We start from the raw sequence: 17,150 nt of genomic DNA on the forward strand, positions 1-17,150 counted from the left end.
TGCACATAGTGTCTTCTCCAGGCGTTAAAACCAATATTAAGCTCGCTATTATAAAAATCTCAAAGTTTGGTAATTCCGAACATGTCCTTACTTAAATACTCATTGCAAAGGATATGTCCATATTCTTAGACTTGATACTTCCGCACCTTAGGTCCATCTCATAATCCGTACTCCAATCTTGATGATTTTCTGTAAGCTGCTTTATGGCATCAATTATATAATAAATTTCTGCATTAGTATGGGTCGGGTGAATTGATAGTCGTATCCAACCTGGTTTGGTTGAATAATCCCCATGACTTATCCGATCGGTAATCTTTTTAGAATTTTCCCGATCTACATTAAGCAAATAATGACCATATGTTCCTGCACAAGAACATCCTCCTCTTGTCTGGATACCAAACCTATCGTTCAACAACTTAACTCCCATGAAATGATGTAGATTTTCAATATAAAAAGAAATAACCCCCAGTCTCTCATTATGCTCATTTCCTAAAATATGAAGCCTCGGCATCCTATTCAATGCATCCCACAGTATCTTCAGAATCTCCTTTTCACGTTTTTGAATATTTTCCACACCCATTTCTTCCTTTAACCTTATGCACAATGCAACCTTGATTGTTTGAAGAAAAGCGGGGGTTCCGCCATCTTCTCGCAATTCTATATCTTCATTGTATTTCTGTTCTCCCCATGGATTTGTCCAGCGAACAGTACCTCCCCCAGGATTGTCCGGCACCGAATTGCGGTATAGTCTTTTGTTGAAAACCAAGATTCCAGTTGTACCAGGTCCCCCAAGGAATTTGTGGGGCGAAAAATATATAGCATCCAGAAATCGTCCCTTGCTATCATCAACATGCATATTAATAGATACGTAAGGCGCTGAACAGGCAAAATCAACAAAGCACCATCCACCATACTTATGCATAATTTCCGCAATGTCCATATAAGGAGTAATAATCCCTGTAACGTTAGAGCATGCGGTTATCGCAGCTATCTTTATTTTTCTATTGGCGAATTGCTGAACAATTTTTCGGAAATTATCAATGGTGACCAACCCCTTTTCGTCTGGTGGTATAATCACCACGTCGGCAATCGTTTCATTCCAACTGGTTTGGTTCGAATGGTGCTCCATATGGGTAACAAACACTATTGGTCTTGCCTCCTCAGTTAAACGAATGGAATCTTTGAACGCTTCATGTACTCTAAGTCCCAATATTCTTTGTAATTTATTGACTACGCCAGTCATACCCGCGCCGGAAGAAATCAATATGTCATTTTTGGTGGCCCCAACATGCGCCTTGATTATTTCCCGGGCTTTGCCATAAGCATGAGTCATTTTAGAACCGGTATAGTTGGTATCGGTATGGGTATTCGCCACAAAAGGATACATTTCTTCCATCATTTGTCTTTCAATGGGCCAGTACATTCTTCCGCTCGCCGTCCAATCCGCATAAATTAATTTAATTGCTTGGTGCACCGGTGTTTTAATTTTGTGATTTTGACCTATAATTCCTGTTCGGTATTTTGAAAAATAACGTTCCATTTCTAAAAGGTCAAAATCATCATTTGTGGCCATAATCTCCATATTTGGGTTCATAACATATATATTTTATTTCTTCATATAAAAAGGGAAAACCACATAGGTGTAAATGATACAGCCTAGACAAAAGTCAAATACTGAATCTAAAATCGCCAAAGACATCCAAAAAACGGCAATGGTAAGTGAAGCCAGTTCTAAATCCAAATAGAATAGCAGTATGGATGTTACGCCGCATAACATTCCCAGCCTGGAAGCGAATTGTTTTTTTGACAGATCTATTTTTTTGACCTGCCGATTAAGGACATTTAGAATCCCCGACGCGATCATTCCCATTGGGCTATACCTTGGGTGAAAAACAGCTCGTATAAACGTATCTGCGGTTGCAATTACCAATAAAGCAGGATTCTTGGTGTAGATGAAGACCATCATAAAGATTACAGATATAAAAACCGTGGCCCTACTCTGATTGTTATCGACTTTCTCTTTTGAAATTGGACAGATTATTGATTTCATTGTACTCAATATTATCGTGTTATGAAAACGTATTTTTTTGAGTTGGGTTTAGCTCAATAAATAAATGACTGTTCGACCAATTAGGTAAACGAGTGGAAAAAAAATGGCACAGGCAATAGCTACCAGCCATTTTTCCAATTTGCTTTTTGGTTCATATAACTCTTCTGCCTTTGACTTATCGATTTGGTCCCCGTCACTTTTAAGTATCTTCTTTTTATGTTCTTCTTTAACCATCATTGTAGCACATTGAATGTAATCCCATAGTATCATCTATGGTTTGTGGTCGTACTTAGTTAATATTCTATGAAATCGGCCTCTATCATTACTCAAATAATTGTCCGTTTATCTTCTGATTTGGCAATCGAGGGCTGATATAATAAATCAAACCTTTTACAGGAATTTTCTAAACCATGAAGTCACTTGTTGAAAAACCTCATCTCTGTAATCACTTAAACCATGATTTCCATTTTCGTAAACAATGTATCTGTAAGGAATTTTATTACTTTGAAGTTTAGATACGAACTTCAAATTTTCTTCGGTAGACGCACTTTTATCATCAGAACCTTGAAGAATCAAGAAAGGGATATCTTTCGGTAATTTATCTACCCAAAATATTGCGGATCTCTTCCTTAATACTTCTTGCCTTTTCGGCGTTTTATATTCAGGAATAAATGTACCCCACCATTCATCAAGAGGTGGACGATCTTTAATAGCTCTTACTAGATTTACCGATGAACCGCCGACCACTACAGCTTTTATTGGCAATTTTTTACCCTTTAAAGTCAGGAATGTCGTCATACCCCCGCGGCTCCAGCCAAACATACCTAATCTTCCAAGATCGGCCTTAGGTTCACTTTTTAACAGGGGAAATAGGTTTGTCACATCATTTATATCGGCCCCACCATATTCTTCTTTCCCTTCACTACCCCCATTGCCTCGATACTGACTAGCGACAACCACAAATCCGGCTTTAGCCAGTCTAGCCAGTTCACCAATGCCGATTGAACTGACATAATGTGTTAGGGATCCATGTTCCAAACTACCCCCTCTATTGTATATAATGCAGGGGAATTTTCCATTTTCACTTGGCAGTAAAAGAAATCCTTTTACTTTAAGTCCATCGCTTAAATAGGTAATTCCAAATAACTCAATATCTTCTAGTAGTGTATATCTAGTAGAATCAAGTTTTGTGTGTCTTAAAGGGTCATAAGTTTTTGGGTCTAGTGTTTCAGTTTTTAAAATATAGCCGATGAACTCATCAAAATTTTGTATTCGAGTTTTCGAAACAATTTTTCCATTTGTCTGAGCCAGTACGTTTATAGTTACTATCTGAGCAAGAGCAATTATGAAATATCTGAACATAATATGATTGATTTTATTAAAATGATAGGAACAAATTGATTTAGGTCTCTTAATTGAAAGGGAATCCACTCTTGCCTGGTCAAGTGCTTGCTGTCTTTGGAATCTTTAAATAGAGTTTTTAATTATTGCAATAATGTGGCATATATTTCTGAGCGTACTTTTTCAATTTCCTCATGAAGTGGGCTATATGTCACGGTCCCTAAATTGATCGCAATAAAATAATAAAGGTTTTTCTCTGGAATGTAATAAAGTTCACAACCTGCGCCAATCCCACCACCTGAATGTCCATATGCTTCCATCCCACCGATTTGCACATAATCCAACCCCAGACCATAAGCATATTCACCATCCTCCTTTGCCACCCATTGTTTCATGAGGTCAACGGTTTTATCAGACAACAACTTTCCTTCAATTAGGCCTTTCAAAAACTTAACCGCTTCAATAGGGGTGGTCACTATACCATCATCGCCAATCATATGTTCGACATTTTTGCGCTGCAGGTAAGTAGCGTTTTCCACTATTCCAGTACTGTTTCGATCCCAATAACTATTCACCAATTCAGGATAGTTTAGAAAATTGTCATCATTTTTATAAAAAGTACGGGTAAGACCTAATGGCTTAAAAATAGTGTCATCAATAAATTTCGCGTGGTCTCCCGTCAACTCATCTAGTATCAAGGCCAATAAAACGTAATTTGTATTGCGATAACTATAGCGGCTCCCAGGTTCAAAATCAAGAGGTTTTTTCTTTACGTAGCGCAGATAGTCCTCTCCTTTAAAGGGATATTCAGGACTTTGCAAAAGTTTGGTCACATAGTTTGGATCAAAATTGTACTCAGGAATGCCCGAAGTGTGGTTCAAGAGCATTTTTACACTGATTCTTTCTGCTTCTAAAACGTAGTTGCTGATTTTTTCAGGGAGATAACTGGTGATAGGACTTTCCAAATCAATTTTACCCGTTTCATATAATTTCAAAATTGCAACCGCATGGTATGTTTTGGCGACGCTTTGCAAATATTGAAGATTACAAATTTGCATGGGGGTCTTGTCTTCGATTCTGGAATACCCTTTGGTAGAATACCACCAACCACCTTCCGAAAATATGGCGATTGAAGCTCCGGGGACCCCGCTTTTAACAAGTTTTTCCATGGCTTCATCCAAAACCTTTGATTTTGCAAAGCTTTCCATAGACTCTGAAGATTTGCAAGCGGCTACTTTAAATTCCTGAGCATTGACACTGTTTAAGACAATAGCAATCCCAATTATGTATATAAAAGAAAGAATCGTTTTCATTTTTTTAGTTGTTAAAGTGAATTCGTGACCCAACTTGTATTAAAGTTTCTGGCACCAAGGGAATACTCTCGTTATACCCTTTCAGCGGTACGAATTGATAGCTTACGAAAGGTGATATATAGGTTTTTTCTGAATACTCGTTATGTCCCAGGGAAACTCCAACCGGAAGAGCAAAAAGTCCTTTGCCCTTTCTTCCAACTCAAATCCACTCATCGTTTTCCTGCTTGAATGATTGTGTGGGTCTGGATGTCAACATATAGCCTGCACCCAATTTCAGTTCAGTATAAAAATTATTGGTTATTGTTGGTCGCCACACTGCTTGGGAATATAGGAACAAACCGTTTCCAACATTTTTATTTCTGTACCACATCAAATTAAATTGTTGCACCCAATTGTGATTGCCATTATGACTTACTTCGGTACCTATGCCGATACCTATGTTTGATAAATTGGCTTTCAGGTTTTTAAAAGGCATAGATAACGAATGAAATTGCAAGGTTATGACCAAAGGAAAGTTCCTATAATCCATAGCAGGTTCGCTCTGACCCCTTATGGAATGTGTAAACCAACAAATTATCAGAAAAAACAAAAATCTCTGTTTCATAATTTAAGTAATTGACGATTCAAAAATAGGGGCCACCCAGAATGGAAATCGTGGTAAACCTCCTCTTTTATGTTGAAGTGTAGTGTTTATTCCCCTGAGATGTCAAGGTATTGACCGAAACCACCTTTTAAATGAAGGAGCTTTTAAACGGCTAACTGAAATTTTGATAGGAAAGAATTCATTTTCATGGAGTAGCACAAGAATTTTCCCGTTTTCTATTCGTTGAAACCCGGAAATCATATTGCGATTTATAATGTATTTCCTATTCAATCTGAAGAAAGCGTCAGCTGGCACACTATTTTCAATTCTTTCTAGTGAATCATCCAAATAAAACCTCTTTCCGCCAATATCTTGTGCTATCGTATATTCTTCATCAACAAAAAACCCCGCCAGGCTTTCAAAGTCTAATTTCAAGTCTTTTTTACCAAGTTTTACGATAAATCCATCCGCTTTTAATTTTTTCTCATCAGCTATTTTTTTCTCTGTTTTTTTCCATTGATTGTAATAATAGAGTCCGAGATATATAGCATTTATAAAGAAAAACCAAATTCCGATAATTATGAGGTCAACGGTGTAGAAATGCAATGGCGCTCTTTCACCTTTTGCAATAAAACTTGATAGCTCGGTTAAAAAACTGATAATGGCAAGTCCAAGGAACATGGTCGTTGGCAATTGTGTAACCAAACGTTTTGTCAAGCCTTTCCTGTAAGGGAGTTTTATGTCTAGGTATAAAATCAGTTTTCTTACAAAATACCAAGCAATGTAACCAGTAACGGTATCTATGGTATACGTTAGGAGTAGAAACCCATTGAACTTAACGTTCGCGTAAGTAAGGTAATAATTGATAGCACTTATAAAAGGTATCGTAACAAGGAATAGGGAAACATCGGGATAATAAAAGGACCGATTTTTATCACTTTTTTCCATGTGCTGTTCTCCACGAAGGGTTTGCAAAGCTTTTGATAGTAATACTGTATTTATTAAGACCTATCAAAAATAATGAGATTCACTTGCAAATAGAAGTAATTTTTGAATTAGGAACGGCTATGTATGTAATTGCACAAAAATACTTTGAACATAACCTTCGGAAGAATAAAGAGAGCCGTGCAAAATTGGCACTTCATTGTTGTTGAATTTTAAAACAAATTTTAAGAGGTTCGGGGTAAAATCCGATCTTGTTAAAAGAACCTTTTTTGGCACAACTTTCCTTTCAAAACATTGTGTAATTATCGCCACCTTTATTTAAACTCTTTACATTACGCCTTTTGGCAATCTTTTTAAGATTGTTCTTGCATTCAACAAATTGTACTTCAGAAAAGCATCACTCTTTACAAAATCCGCTTTTTGTAAAGAGTATTAAATCTTCAAAGTTTTCTTCTAAGTACCAACTCCCGATTCCCTTTCAATTCCTTTAATCTTAACTCCAATTTCTCATTATCGCCCAAAGTGAACTTTGTAATCACATAAACAAATCTAGAAGTCTGCCCATGCTTTATTGTCTTCGGCATTTCATGGACATATTGAGGCTTTAGCGGTACGGATTGATAAGAGGCTCTGCGTTTCTCATTGCCTATGGCTAATGCTACTTTCAGATAATCAATGTCAAAATCAATACCAGATTCGTTCTTGATCTCGAACTGCATAAAGACCAGATCCTCAAAATAGACCATATTCTTTATGGCCAATGACATACCTTCTTTTCGCTTGATAATATTCTTACGCTCCGGTCGTTTGAGGATTGCTTTTGATGATTTTTCCAAAAACGCTTTTGAGTACTGTTTATGTACTACCAAACTGGAATCCAGTTTTATGGTATCACGAATTACAAGAGACTCCCTTTGATGTTCATGCCCGATACTTTCCGAAAAGAAAACAAAACGGTTCATCTCCTTCAATGAATCAGCATACTTGATGATGTATGAATATACCTTACCATCCGTAGTGACCACAAGAAGATTACTTTCTTTTCCTTTGGTTGCCTTTAACAGCCCCAAAGGTTGTGCGCGCTCTCGATTATAGCTAAAGACAAAGTTATTTGCCCCGACGATTCCCTGCCGGATGTTGGTCGGAAAGAATAGCGCCAAGTTCATTTTTTCATTGGCATAAATAGTATCCGGTTTCTTTGTCTCTTGACCAATACTTGAAAGAAATGTCAAAAGAACTATAATCGTTAATATTCCAGTTTTCATGATTACATTTTTAAAATTAATGCCCATTATGGGCTTTCATAGTTTTGGTCTTAAAATGAGTTTGTAATTATTGTTGACGGTAACTTTTATGTTTCTGTTGTTACGTTGGAATACTTTTTTCACTCCACTTACCCCGGTATTGACCACCCCTGAAACATCGGGAACCCCAGGAATATTGAATTCTGCAATCGCATCGCCCAAGACCTCGTTGAAGACATCGCCACGAAAACTGTTTCGTATGTATATGCCTTCCAGTCCGTCGGCATTATCATAGGCCTTTAGCCTCATCGGAATTCCCTCAATATTTTCCACATTTAAGAAGACCCGGTTCGGCCGGAACTTTACAATTCCGTAGAGCAGGGTATTTTTTTTGATTTCCAAACCTTGTAAAGTAGTGTTTTCGGTTACCCGCATCTGCAACCTGTCATTGACCTTTATCGTCTGTTCGCCATCGATTTCGACTACCAAAGATTCGCCAGTGCCATCGGCCAAAACTTGGGGACTGACCGCAAAGAACAACTGATGTTCCAGACCCATGGCCTTCAATGGCGAAATAGTGTCCTTTGTATCGATTACCTCGCTTTTCTTTCTCCGCTTTTTGCGTAATGGTTTTCTGGTTCCCGAAGCTGAGGAATCTTGAGAGTAATCTATACGACCGATTCGGTATATGCTATCCACGATACGCTGTTTCTTTTTGTCCAAAAGATCTTCATCGTATATTCCTGATTCATCCAAGAATCGTTCATCATATATGCTTGGGGCAATCCGTTCCCTTTCATCTTTTATGGCATCCACCGCCACCTTTTTTGAGGAGTACATATCCTCCCCCTCTTCCAGCTCGGGAACCAAAGTCTGTTGGAGTTCATTGGCACTTTCATCATCCGCACCCAAAACAAAAACCGAATAACCGATGATGAATAGGATGACCACTCCGATGACGGCAGCAAACACTATTTTCTTTTTGTCCATTTTCATAGCTCGTTTTTTAAGTTCAATTCACTCCTGCTCTTTTACCTTCTTCAGGGAATTCTCGAAATAATTGGTAATCAGCAGACCATGCGTGTTCTTGGGATAGTTTCGGTCTACCGTAATAAGTCCTCCCGTTGAGACCATTTCATAGCGGTCGATTACAGAACCTCTGTTGATCTCGAAAACGGTTATAGTTTTAAAGCGATAGGGTTCGGCCCTTAAATCCACTTGTGATTCGACACTCAATACTTTTTGGACCAGGGAATATTGCAATATCCGGTTGTAGACCCCATCGGCCTTTTTCTGCCGATAGACATTGTCCACCGTGCTGTTTCCCAGCCAAAGGGCTTTCTCCAAATTGCTTTCATAGTTACTGTCATCGATACCATAGAAGTATTCATGGAACAGTTGCAAGTGGGACAATGCCTCGACCTGAAGGTTTTCCTTTTGGGATACCAGCTTCAGGGGAATAACGGAACCGTCGGTATTCACGGCAAAGGCGCTTCCCATCGCTCTCTTGTACATATTGAATACCATCACCCCTGAAAATACGCTTGATAAAAGTGCTGTAACAGTTACTACAATCGTTACATAGCGGTTCAATTTGAGCACATCATAAATGTTCTTATACGGTAGTTTCATTTTTTTATGTTTTCATATATACTTTAATAATCTCATGAATAATTTACCTGCGGGTGCTACCCGCTGAAGAGTTTTAGCGTAAAGGAAGTCGCCCTCTTGTAAAGTTTGAATTTTAGGAAGACGATAAACCCAATGGTCGCAGCTTCCACTAAAATCTTTATGGTGGTATTGTCCGTTGGTCCTCCCCAGAGGTTCGTCCAGAAATTGGCGTTGATCTCCGAATACAATTGGTTCACGAAAATGTTCACCAAAAAGAAGGCCGGTACGAGCATATAGACCGCAGCATACAATTTGAAAAAGGTATAGGCCATAGTCCTAAATTTCTCAAAAACCGCCAAACTGATGACCAAGGGAAAAAAGGCCTGCATGATCCCGAGCAAGAAATACCGCTCCGCTAGGAACAAGGGATAGATGAACAGGTCTATCATCCATAGGATGAGTCCAATAAAAAAGCTGAACATCTTTATCCCGAATACGGGGGTGACCAAAGCTTCGTACAACAAGGCCCAAGCTTTTTTGGCTGCATCGAAAGCACCGACATCCTCTTCAATTGGTATTTCCTGCAATTGCAAAGGAATCAAGGCCGGAGCAGTATCACGATACTGACCTTCTATGGCAACTAAAATACCATCGAAAAAGCCCAGGATCTGGGTTGAGAATATGACCAATAGGACGATTACAAAATTCTTGGCGAGATCCCTTGGGGATAGTCCCCATGAATATCCTTCCTTATCGGCAACTCCCTCATTGTATTTTTTGAGGATATTGACCAAAAAGAACAACACGGCCAAGACCTTAATACCTCTAATAGTATAGGTAGAGAAGTCGGTGCCCTTGATCGTCTCAAAGACAGCGTCCACATATTCAAGTCCAATGCTTAAGGAAATCATGAGTTCCATTATTAGTAATTTGTTTTTCGGTTATTGATCTTGTCCTGCATTTCACGAAAGGCGATGATATCACGATACCGCTCAGTCTTACGCTCGATTTCGGTCACCATTTCCTTGGACTCCTGTTGGTGTGCACGGATGGCCCGCATGCGTTCCCCATCCGTCAATTTCAAATGGTCGCTGGAGAGGATTTCGTTTATGAATTCCAAATCCTCTGTGGCTTGATCTAAGATGGCATTGAACGAGGTCGATATCCGTTCCACTTCATCCGCCCTTATATGCGGTGAATTAAGAATATCCCTTAAATCTCCCTGCACCGTATCATAAAGGCGTTTGTTATTGCGGATGAGCTCTTGCACCGCCTTTAGTTTTTCAATGGCGGCACTGACCTTTTCTATGTTCTCTTTTTGCTTTTTCAGGAATTTGACCGTCTTGATGATATTGGCGGTCTGCTTTCCAGCTTCCAACAGTTGTTTGACAAAGGAGATGAAGTTCACATTGTCATAGACCGGAAACCCCTGGCAGGCAGCGCCTGCAGGCATTAAAAGGGCCAAAGTTAGAGCCGGTACTATGGTCATTTTTCTGATTTTTTTTCTAATCTTTATTTTCATGATTTCTTGGTTTTGTGATGCCGAAACTTTTGGCTTTCGTCATCTGATTTAAGACTCATTATTCATGCTATGCAGCTTTACGTTCCAAGAACCGTCTGATAGCTATTTCCATATTGTCTTCTTCCTTATAAAGTGCCATTATGGCCTCGTTGTCGGAGCCGTCGGTTAGGTAGGCTGCGAATACTTCGGGCGGCACTTCCAATCGGAAGATGTTGCTCTCCTTACCGATCTTGATGAACATTTCAGTATACTTCCGTTCTCCCGTCAAATCGTTCTTGATGGATTTCAATTGGTTCAGGTCGTGGCTCGAAAGGTTGAGCCTTTTGATCAATTCATCATACCCTTTTTCATTGTTCAGGCTATAAATGACCTGTGTATTTTCAAGGATACTTGCAGAGGTGGAGTTATCGGGAAGTTGATTGATCGATTGTAAAATGATTCCGATGGCCCCTTCCTGTTTCCGGATGGCCTGATAATAGAATTCCACACTTTCCAGTACATTGGGGAACTTCAACTGTTTGGCAAACTCATCGAATAGGATGATTCCCTTTTCTTCTTTATTCCTCCAAATCGTTCTTTGGATGGCCGTTTTGATGAGTTTTAGCATTACGGATAGGATTTCCTTGTTGTCCTTGACCTCATCGAGTTCGAAGACGATCAATCGCTTGTCCTCGATTTTATAGGATTGGTCCTCGCTCATCTCAAAGAGGAAACTGTACAATCCGCCCTCCACATATTCCGAAAGGATATGGAGGAAACTGGTAATGTTGAAATAAGGGGCATCAATGCCCAATTTTTGTAAAAGGGTATCTCTATCCTTGCGAACAAACCTGTAAAAGCTCTCCAAGGAATGGGCAGCGGAAACAGTTTTGTAGTAATGTTGAAGGATTTTCTTCAGCGATACCGATTGTGCCTTGGTCACTTTTAAATCCGACGCAAGTAGTTCAAACAGAAAGACGGATAGGTCTTCTAAGCGCTCCGGACTGATATCGTTTACATCCGAGATATAAAAGGGGTTGATACCTAAGTTCTTTCCGCTCTCATAACGCAGAACAGTATACTGCTCAGGGTATAACTGTGCGAACTTGGTATACGAACCCCCTAAGTCGATAATGACCAGACGGAGATCCATTTCAAAATATTGACGCAGGATGTTATTCGCCAGAAATGATTTTCCTTCGCCCGTCGGTGCGAAAATGGCAAAGTTTCGTGCCTTGATCCGTTTCTTCTTTTCGTCCCAAACATCTTTGAGTACGGGAATGTTATGTTCGCGATCATTAAAGATGATACCTGTTTTATCGGATTTATAATTTGTGTTGTTTATCAGCAAGCAAAGGGCATGCTTCAGATCGGTCACATAGAGATCTTCATTTGAAAAGTTGGAAGCGAAACAGCAATAACTATTGAGAAAGTAATTTTTCCGTTCTTCGCTACTGGGATAGTAGGGAACGATATCCAGCTCTTTAAACTCCATTTTTATTTGAGATGAGATTTTTTTTAGGCTTCGCGCCTCGCGATGCCAATAGATGACGTTCAAGTGTCCGCGTATGATCCGAGAACTATCATCGGTATTAATCTGGTCTTGGATGTGTTGGATTTTCTTAAGGATGACCTTATTTTGAGAGCCGAAGTTGGAACTCTTGTTCAGTTCCTCGATTTTCTTGTCCAACAGCTTGCGCCATTTTTGTTTGTCGTCCAAATAAATGATTTGGTTGACCACATGGTTTTCGTTTAGGGAAAGCCCAAGTCCATCTATAAAACCTTGATGGAAACTGAAATCATCCGAGGTGAAGCGTTCGTTTATTTTGCTCGTCTGGACTTTCTCCCCAAAACAGCTTTCGCTGTTCACGGCAAGAACATCGAAATGATTCTCTCCTATTTGGATGTCTTTTCTTCCCAATTCGATAGCTGTATCGAAACCATCATTATAGCCATTGAAATAAGCATCGCTGATGCCTATTATTTCATCCGCGTTAAGGGGTGTCATTAACACCTTTCGTCCATTATTGATAAATGAAACCGAGTCGTTGACGGCCGCTTTGAAACGCTGCAGATTTTCTTGTAGCACTTCGGGAATCTTTGCATCCGCTTTGCGAAGGGGGTTGACATATTTTGAGTTGTTGAGCTGTTTGTTCTTGGTAAGTGTAAAGAAGAGATACCCATGGTGTTCCATATGCTCCCTTCCTTTAAAGTAGTCGTGCGTGGCCCTCGATAGAAAGGTGTTATTGGGTAAGTTTTCCGAAGTGAAAGATTTTTTGAAATAAACATCTTGTTTATGCACTACGGTTCCGACGGGTAAGGATTTCATTGCCTGGAACCAATTGCTATGCATGTCCTCGAAATCTTTTTCCGAAAGGGAATAGATCTCAGGAAGCCCTGCCTTATAGCAGGCCACCACATTTCCGTTGTTACAGAATAACAAGTGGTCCTTGATGTCCACGATGGGTTGATATTTAGAGATATTGATTTTCGACATGGTTCAGGATATTGTCTTTTTTATTACTGATACTTTTAGGGAATACTTTTCTGATATTGAAAAGCTGAGTGCTGCTGCTCATCTTGTTTAAGGCCACAAAAAGACCAGCGTTCCAAATGAAAAGTGAGAGCACCATGATCAAGCTGAAAGAGAAAATAATGACCAACAACGAGGCGACGACGGACACCATCAAAAGAGCAAAGAGTGATATGGGGAGACCCCATATCAACGCCCCTTTACGGATGTTGCGGTATACCTCGTAGCTTCTCATTACACTACTATTGAAATTAGATAGGTGAAGATGCCTACCACTGCTCCGGCAATCAGAACGAATACGAGTACCCGTGTAATCCCTTTTTTAAGATCTGCGTTCTCCCCAAAAAAGTGTCCCGCATTGAATAAGAAACCAATCAAAAAGATTACCCCAAGGATGATAGGGAAAATGCTTCGTATAGTATCGGACACTTCATTGACGGAATCCTCAATTCCACCGATCTGTGCATAACTGGCAAGGCTCATTAACAGCATGGCCAACGTAAGACTCTTCACTTTTCTCATAATTCTAAAATTTGTGGTGCGCTGATAAGGGCACCTGTTTGCTTATTTTTTTGTCCGCTAGGATTTATTGTGAAATGTAGAGTTGAATACCATTTTTGAAGAGGAATTCTTAAAAATTAACTGAATTGGCCGTTAATTTTTGATGAAAACGCAGTTTTTGTAAGTAATCTTTAAAAATTGTTTAACGATCCTATTATTATGGTTCATTCAACATGAAGACCAAAAGACCATATGTTTTAGTAGTACTACTATTGATACTCGGTGTTGCATATGCACAACAAGATTCGAATCGAAAGAAGGTCATTCTTCTAGACCCTGGACATGGAGGTATCGACTCAGGCACGACTGCAGAGGACGGTACCACGAAAAAAGATGTCGTTTTGGATGTAGCCATGAATATGGTCAAGTTGAACCAAGATATACTGGACTCCAAATATGAGATATATTTGACTAGGGTAGGTGATACCCTGATCGATTTGGAAGATAGGTCACGGCTTGTTCAATACCTAAGACCGGACCTATTCATTTCTTTACATTGTAACCACAGCCCCAGTCCAAAAACGAACGGTGTTGAGGCCTATGTCCATGGAAATAATAAAAAAGTGATCGGACTTGCAGAATCGATTATCCACAACCTCAATCAAAATTTAGGTCTGAGGTACGGTTCCGTGAAAACAGGTAATTTTCATGTTTTGCGGAAGGGTAGTGAATATTGCCCATCAATACTCTTGGAATTGGGATATTTGTCCAATTTGGACGAGTCCCATTATTTAGAACATCAAGGGAATCGGAAAGCTTTGGCATTGGCTATTTTAGAATCGTTTAAAAGGATGAAGGATTCTCTTTGACTAAAGCTCCCCGTTAAGTCTTTTTGTTTTTAGTTCAGCACGCAAATGAAGGTACATGGCCTCTTTAAGAGCATCATCAATTGCAAACCCTTTCAAAAGGGCGTACCCGGTTACATGCGAATGGCAGAATTCATCAAGGTCCCCTTTTGGACCACATAACTTATTATATAGCGGAATTATTTCATCCCAATTCAGTTCATAAGGTTTGGCCTCGACAACTCCATAGAGGATATTGTTCAATTTCTGTAGGGTCTGGCCCAATGTCTTTCTTGTCATCCCAAGGTTTCGGATGAACTTAAATGGCGTTTCGTTATCGTTCAATTCTATCGGTTTTAAGGATAAGTTTCTTTCATTTTTCTTTGTTATTTATTTAGGAAGTGACGATTTAGGGTTTCTCTATTATTGAAATAAAAATTTAGAGCAGCCGCAATACTTAAACCCATGGTTAGTAAAAATTTAATATCCGGTTCGTTGAAAACGGTGGTACGTGAATTGCTTAGTATGATAATGATCTGATATAGACTAAGGGTTACGGGAACTAGCAGAAATGGACGGTATAATTTATGAATCGCTTCGAAAAACCATCCCACCCAACCCAGATGCGCGAACAAATGAATTAGGAACGTATAAATGAACACACGATAGGAAGAAAAACCAAGAACATACCCATCTTGGTCCATTAGAAGGGATTGAAGCCCGAAATCCGGTACCCAACCCTTTATCCCTTCACCACGAACAGTAATGGTATCATGGATGTAGGGAAGCGATGACAAAGCTATTATTGCCATCGCTTTTAAAAAATGATCAAGTATCCTGATCTTTGATTTCCTTTTTGTCGATACTGTAGATTTCATCTGTTGTTGATGTACTTTCTTGGTCACAAGAATAGATTAAGGACACCGTTAACAAAAGGGCGACAACCAATAAGGTTCTTCTAGGGCTCATAGTTTTAGGATTTGAAGATTAATATCCTATCTTAACTATTTATGCTTCCTTAAAATTGTTTGATTGTTAGAACTTTCGATGTACGACATCCATGTTTTGATAAAAAATAAATATAGGAGGTTTTGCAATAACTTGAGCATATGAAAACCCCATATTTACTGGGTTTTTCGTTCATTGAAAAACTAAAAACCTCTCTTTTCTTTGCCTAAGAATTATATTGAAACCAATCCCATGGAAAAATGTTTCATTTTAAGCACTATTTTTCAATTCCAAAGCATCTGGATTCATCTCTATATTCACCCAAAGTAATGGGTGCTCACTGGCAGCATCCTGTTCTTTTTTCAGGGTTTTATAAATATCCCATTGTGGTTGCCGGATTGGCCATATCGCTTTTCTGTCCATTCCACAATTTTGAATTCTTTCCCCAATCTGTGGAGAAGCAAGTAAATAATCCAGTTGCTCCATATTTACGCCCTTACGAAAGCCCCCCAATCTATAATAACCGGAATCGGTACCAAAGTCGGGTTCCACGTCGAAATTAGTATAATCCGCGATGTCGGTTACATCCATGTCGGTTATCGGCGCAAGGCATTTTGAAAAAATAGGCGCATTTAAAGTCCCCAAGATTACAATGGTTTCATTACCTACGGAGCGAAGCTCGTTATAAACTTTGGAAACCATCGATGCCTGTCTTGCCCTTTTTGATGCATTGGCCTTATCCTGCAAAGACGAATCGATGTGTACACATAGAATATGGATCATCTCTCCTTTCGGTGTTTCAACCTTGTAAACCTGTAAGTCATTTTGAAATAGTAATGATCCATCAACATCACGTTCACTCGAATGCGATTTTATCGTTTTAATTCGGAATCCGTTCTTGACCATTATGCCCATACCAAGTCCGCACTTATTATTGCCATCAAGGTGTATTATATCCTTGTAGGAGGATTCAAGACTATTTTGGTATAGCATTTCATTCATTTTTAATAGGGCATAGCGGCTCTCTACTTCTTGAAGAATCAGGATGTCCGCATCGCATTTACCGACCACTTTTAGTTTATTATAGAGCGCACCAAAAGGAATAGGAACGGTATGCCATTTGGACTCTTCATTTACAAATTTCGAGTATTGAAAATAGAGATGAGTGTCCTCCCGATTTTTGTAACTTTCAAGTTCTAATTGTCTTGAAATGTTCGTTTTAAAAGACCTTAGACCATTAAAATCGATATGCCCGGTCAGTTCACGCATTCTCAAAAAATCAGTTTCTGTTTTCTCGCCCTTTTTGAACAAGCTGTCAAGTTCTCTAGTCCACTCAGTTATTTTTTGCTCATAGTTATCATTTATCAGGTCGATATGACGATGAAATATGTTCTGGATATTGAAGGTCGCTATTTTCATGCCGCTTTTCTTTTAAGTTCCACTTCATTATCCCGAAGAATCTCATTGATCTTTTCTTCATCGTAAAAGATAATTCCACCAAGTTTGGTAAAAGGTATGGTTCCATTTAATCTAAAGTTTTGCAAGGTACCCGGACTGATTTCCAATTTTTGCATGACCTCACTGGATTTTATCCAATGGTCGATACCTATTGTTCCATGATTAATTAATAATTGTTTGATTTCATTTAGCAGTTCCGTTCTGAATTCGGCTAAATCTTCGGTAGTAATAATGTTTGCTGCCATAATTTTTCTGCTTTAAAAAAAGTTAAACTTCA

General features: G+C 39.1%; 20 protein-coding genes. 1 reads left to right on the plus strand and 19 read right to left on the minus strand.

Features of this window, described 5'->3' with window-relative positions; all coding sequences use genetic code 11:
* Positions 1-91 precede the first annotated feature (91 nt).
* The 14 genes from ACKWCA_RS20195 to ACKWCA_RS20260 all read right to left on the minus strand — a co-directional run bounded on the left by ACKWCA_RS20195 (position 92) and on the right by ACKWCA_RS20260 (position 13,643).
* A complete protein-coding gene (locus ACKWCA_RS20195) occupies positions 92-1,594 on the minus strand; it encodes an aminotransferase class V-fold PLP-dependent enzyme (RefSeq protein ID WP_413980053.1) in 1,503 nt (500 codons plus the stop codon).
* Between the two features lie 12 nt (positions 1,595-1,606).
* Positions 1,607-2,050, minus strand: a complete 444-nt coding sequence (locus ACKWCA_RS20200) for a DUF4395 domain-containing protein (protein ID WP_413980054.1) — start codon at positions 2,048-2,050, stop codon at positions 1,607-1,609.
* Between the two features lie 390 nt (positions 2,051-2,440).
* Entirely contained in the window at positions 2,441-3,412 is a 972-nt protein-coding gene (locus tag ACKWCA_RS20205; protein ID WP_413980055.1) for an alpha/beta hydrolase family protein, read from the minus strand.
* A 122-nt stretch (positions 3,413-3,534) separates the two neighbouring features.
* A complete protein-coding gene (locus tag ACKWCA_RS20210; RefSeq protein WP_413980056.1) occupies positions 3,535-4,704 on the minus strand; it encodes a serine hydrolase domain-containing protein in 1,170 nt (389 codons plus the stop codon).
* A 199-nt stretch (positions 4,705-4,903) separates the two neighbouring features.
* Positions 4,904-5,308, minus strand: a complete 405-nt coding sequence (locus tag ACKWCA_RS20215; RefSeq protein WP_413980057.1) for a hypothetical protein — start codon at positions 5,306-5,308, stop codon at positions 4,904-4,906.
* Between the two features lie 102 nt (positions 5,309-5,410).
* The gene (locus ACKWCA_RS20220; protein ID WP_413980058.1) at positions 5,411-6,004 is read right to left on the minus strand and encodes a LytTR family transcriptional regulator DNA-binding domain-containing protein; all 594 of its coding nucleotides are present in this window, start codon (positions 6,002-6,004) and stop codon (positions 5,411-5,413) included.
* 668 nt (positions 6,005-6,672) lie between these two features.
* A complete protein-coding gene (locus ACKWCA_RS20225) occupies positions 6,673-7,497 on the minus strand; it encodes a DUF4138 domain-containing protein (RefSeq protein ID WP_413980059.1) in 825 nt (274 codons plus the stop codon).
* A gap of 36 nt (positions 7,498-7,533) precedes the next feature.
* Positions 7,534-8,472, minus strand: a complete 939-nt coding sequence (gene traM / locus ACKWCA_RS20230; protein ID WP_413980060.1) for a conjugative transposon protein TraM — start codon at positions 8,470-8,472, stop codon at positions 7,534-7,536.
* Between the two features lie 21 nt (positions 8,473-8,493).
* Positions 8,494-9,108 carry a conjugal transfer protein TraK gene (locus ACKWCA_RS20235; protein ID WP_413980061.1) on the minus strand — a complete coding sequence of 205 codons (615 nt, stop codon included), beginning with the start codon at positions 9,106-9,108 and terminating at the stop codon, positions 8,494-8,496.
* A gap of 56 nt (positions 9,109-9,164) precedes the next feature.
* Positions 9,165-10,007: a hypothetical protein gene (locus ACKWCA_RS20240; protein WP_413980062.1), complete on the minus strand. Its 843-nt coding sequence runs from the start codon at positions 10,005-10,007 to the stop codon at positions 9,165-9,167.
* Between the two features lie 2 nt (positions 10,008-10,009).
* A complete protein-coding gene (locus ACKWCA_RS20245; RefSeq protein WP_413980063.1) occupies positions 10,010-10,609 on the minus strand; it encodes a conjugal transfer protein in 600 nt (199 codons plus the stop codon).
* A 67-nt stretch (positions 10,610-10,676) separates the two neighbouring features.
* Positions 10,677-13,085, minus strand: coding sequence for a TraG family conjugative transposon ATPase (locus ACKWCA_RS20250; protein ID WP_413980064.1), 2,409 nt, complete (start codon positions 13,083-13,085; stop codon positions 10,677-10,679).
* Positions 13,063-13,356 (minus strand): hypothetical protein, encoded by a 294-nt coding sequence (locus ACKWCA_RS20255; protein ID WP_413980065.1) that lies wholly within the window; start codon positions 13,354-13,356, stop codon positions 13,063-13,065. Before ACKWCA_RS20255 ends, ACKWCA_RS20250 begins: the two co-directional genes overlap by 23 nt.
* On the minus strand, positions 13,356-13,643 hold the full coding sequence (locus ACKWCA_RS20260) for a hypothetical protein (protein ID WP_413980066.1): 288 nt from the start codon (positions 13,641-13,643) through the stop codon (positions 13,356-13,358). Before ACKWCA_RS20260 ends, ACKWCA_RS20255 begins: the two co-directional genes overlap by 1 nt.
* Positions 13,644-13,855: 212 nt before the next feature.
* Between ACKWCA_RS20260 and ACKWCA_RS20265 the strand changes: the two genes are divergently transcribed.
* Positions 13,856-14,491 (plus strand): N-acetylmuramoyl-L-alanine amidase family protein, encoded by a 636-nt coding sequence (locus ACKWCA_RS20265; RefSeq protein WP_413980067.1) that lies wholly within the window; start codon positions 13,856-13,858, stop codon positions 14,489-14,491.
* On the opposite strand, the gene ACKWCA_RS20270 is transcribed toward ACKWCA_RS20265, so the two are convergent.
* The 5 genes from ACKWCA_RS20270 to ACKWCA_RS20290 all read right to left on the minus strand — a co-directional run bounded on the left by ACKWCA_RS20270 (position 14,492) and on the right by ACKWCA_RS20290 (position 17,118).
* Positions 14,492-14,812, minus strand: coding sequence for a hypothetical protein (locus ACKWCA_RS20270; RefSeq protein ID WP_413980068.1), 321 nt, complete (start codon positions 14,810-14,812; stop codon positions 14,492-14,494).
* A 41-nt stretch (positions 14,813-14,853) separates the two neighbouring features.
* Complete coding sequence (locus ACKWCA_RS20275) at positions 14,854-15,279, minus strand: hypothetical protein (protein ID WP_413980069.1); 426 nt, start codon at positions 15,277-15,279, stop codon at positions 14,854-14,856.
* A gap of 16 nt (positions 15,280-15,295) precedes the next feature.
* Positions 15,296-15,436, minus strand: a complete 141-nt coding sequence (locus tag ACKWCA_RS20280; RefSeq protein ID WP_413980070.1) for a hypothetical protein — start codon at positions 15,434-15,436, stop codon at positions 15,296-15,298.
* 249 nt (positions 15,437-15,685) lie between these two features.
* A complete protein-coding gene (locus tag ACKWCA_RS20285; RefSeq protein ID WP_413980071.1) occupies positions 15,686-16,834 on the minus strand; it encodes a hypothetical protein in 1,149 nt (382 codons plus the stop codon).
* Positions 16,831-17,118 (minus strand): helix-turn-helix domain-containing protein, encoded by a 288-nt coding sequence (locus ACKWCA_RS20290; RefSeq protein ID WP_413980072.1) that lies wholly within the window; start codon positions 17,116-17,118, stop codon positions 16,831-16,833. Before ACKWCA_RS20290 ends, ACKWCA_RS20285 begins: the two co-directional genes overlap by 4 nt.
* Positions 17,119-17,150: the final 32 nt, after the last annotated feature.

It is taken from the genome of Maribacter corallii, from assembly GCF_047345415.1.
Lineage (GTDB): Bacteria > Bacteroidota > Bacteroidia > Flavobacteriales > Flavobacteriaceae > Maribacter_C.

Bases quoted from the DNA above. Each gene is read 5' to 3' on its own strand.
- ACKWCA_RS20195 (WP_413980053.1), bottom strand. From the start codon at position 1,594: ATGAACCCAAATATGGAGATTATGGCCACAAATGATGATTTTGACCTT.
- ACKWCA_RS20200 (WP_413980054.1), bottom strand. From the start codon at position 2,050: ATGAAATCAATAATCTGTCCAATTTCAAAAGAGAAAGTCGATAACAAT.
- ACKWCA_RS20205 (WP_413980055.1), bottom strand. From the start codon at position 3,412: ATGTTCAGATATTTCATAATTGCTCTTGCTCAGATAGTAACTATAAAC.
- ACKWCA_RS20210 (WP_413980056.1), bottom strand. From the start codon at position 4,704: ATGAAAACGATTCTTTCTTTTATATACATAATTGGGATTGCTATTGTC.
- ACKWCA_RS20215 (WP_413980057.1), bottom strand. From the start codon at position 5,308: ATGAAACAGAGATTTTTGTTTTTTCTGATAATTTGTTGGTTTACACAT.
- ACKWCA_RS20225 (WP_413980059.1), bottom strand. From the start codon at position 7,497: ATGAAAACTGGAATATTAACGATTATAGTTCTTTTGACATTTCTTTCA.
- traM (WP_413980060.1), bottom strand. From the start codon at position 8,472: ATGAAAATGGACAAAAAGAAAATAGTGTTTGCTGCCGTCATCGGAGTG.
- ACKWCA_RS20235 (WP_413980061.1), bottom strand. From the start codon at position 9,108: ATGAAACTACCGTATAAGAACATTTATGATGTGCTCAAATTGAACCGC.
- ACKWCA_RS20240 (WP_413980062.1), bottom strand. From the start codon at position 10,007: ATGGAACTCATGATTTCCTTAAGCATTGGACTTGAATATGTGGACGCT.
- ACKWCA_RS20245 (WP_413980063.1), bottom strand. From the start codon at position 10,609: ATGAAAATAAAGATTAGAAAAAAAATCAGAAAAATGACCATAGTACCG.
- ACKWCA_RS20250 (WP_413980064.1), bottom strand. From the start codon at position 13,085: ATGTCGAAAATCAATATCTCTAAATATCAACCCATCGTGGACATCAAG.
- ACKWCA_RS20255 (WP_413980065.1), bottom strand. From the start codon at position 13,356: ATGAGAAGCTACGAGGTATACCGCAACATCCGTAAAGGGGCGTTGATA.
- ACKWCA_RS20260 (WP_413980066.1), bottom strand. From the start codon at position 13,643: ATGAGAAAAGTGAAGAGTCTTACGTTGGCCATGCTGTTAATGAGCCTT.
- ACKWCA_RS20265 (WP_413980067.1), top strand. From the start codon at position 13,856: ATGAAGACCAAAAGACCATATGTTTTAGTAGTACTACTATTGATACTC.
- ACKWCA_RS20275 (WP_413980069.1), bottom strand. From the start codon at position 15,279: ATGGCAATAATAGCTTTGTCATCGCTTCCCTACATCCATGATACCATT.
- ACKWCA_RS20280 (WP_413980070.1), bottom strand. From the start codon at position 15,436: ATGAGCCCTAGAAGAACCTTATTGGTTGTCGCCCTTTTGTTAACGGTG.
- ACKWCA_RS20285 (WP_413980071.1), bottom strand. From the start codon at position 16,834: ATGAAAATAGCGACCTTCAATATCCAGAACATATTTCATCGTCATATC.
- ACKWCA_RS20290 (WP_413980072.1), bottom strand. From the start codon at position 17,118: ATGGCAGCAAACATTATTACTACCGAAGATTTAGCCGAATTCAGAACG.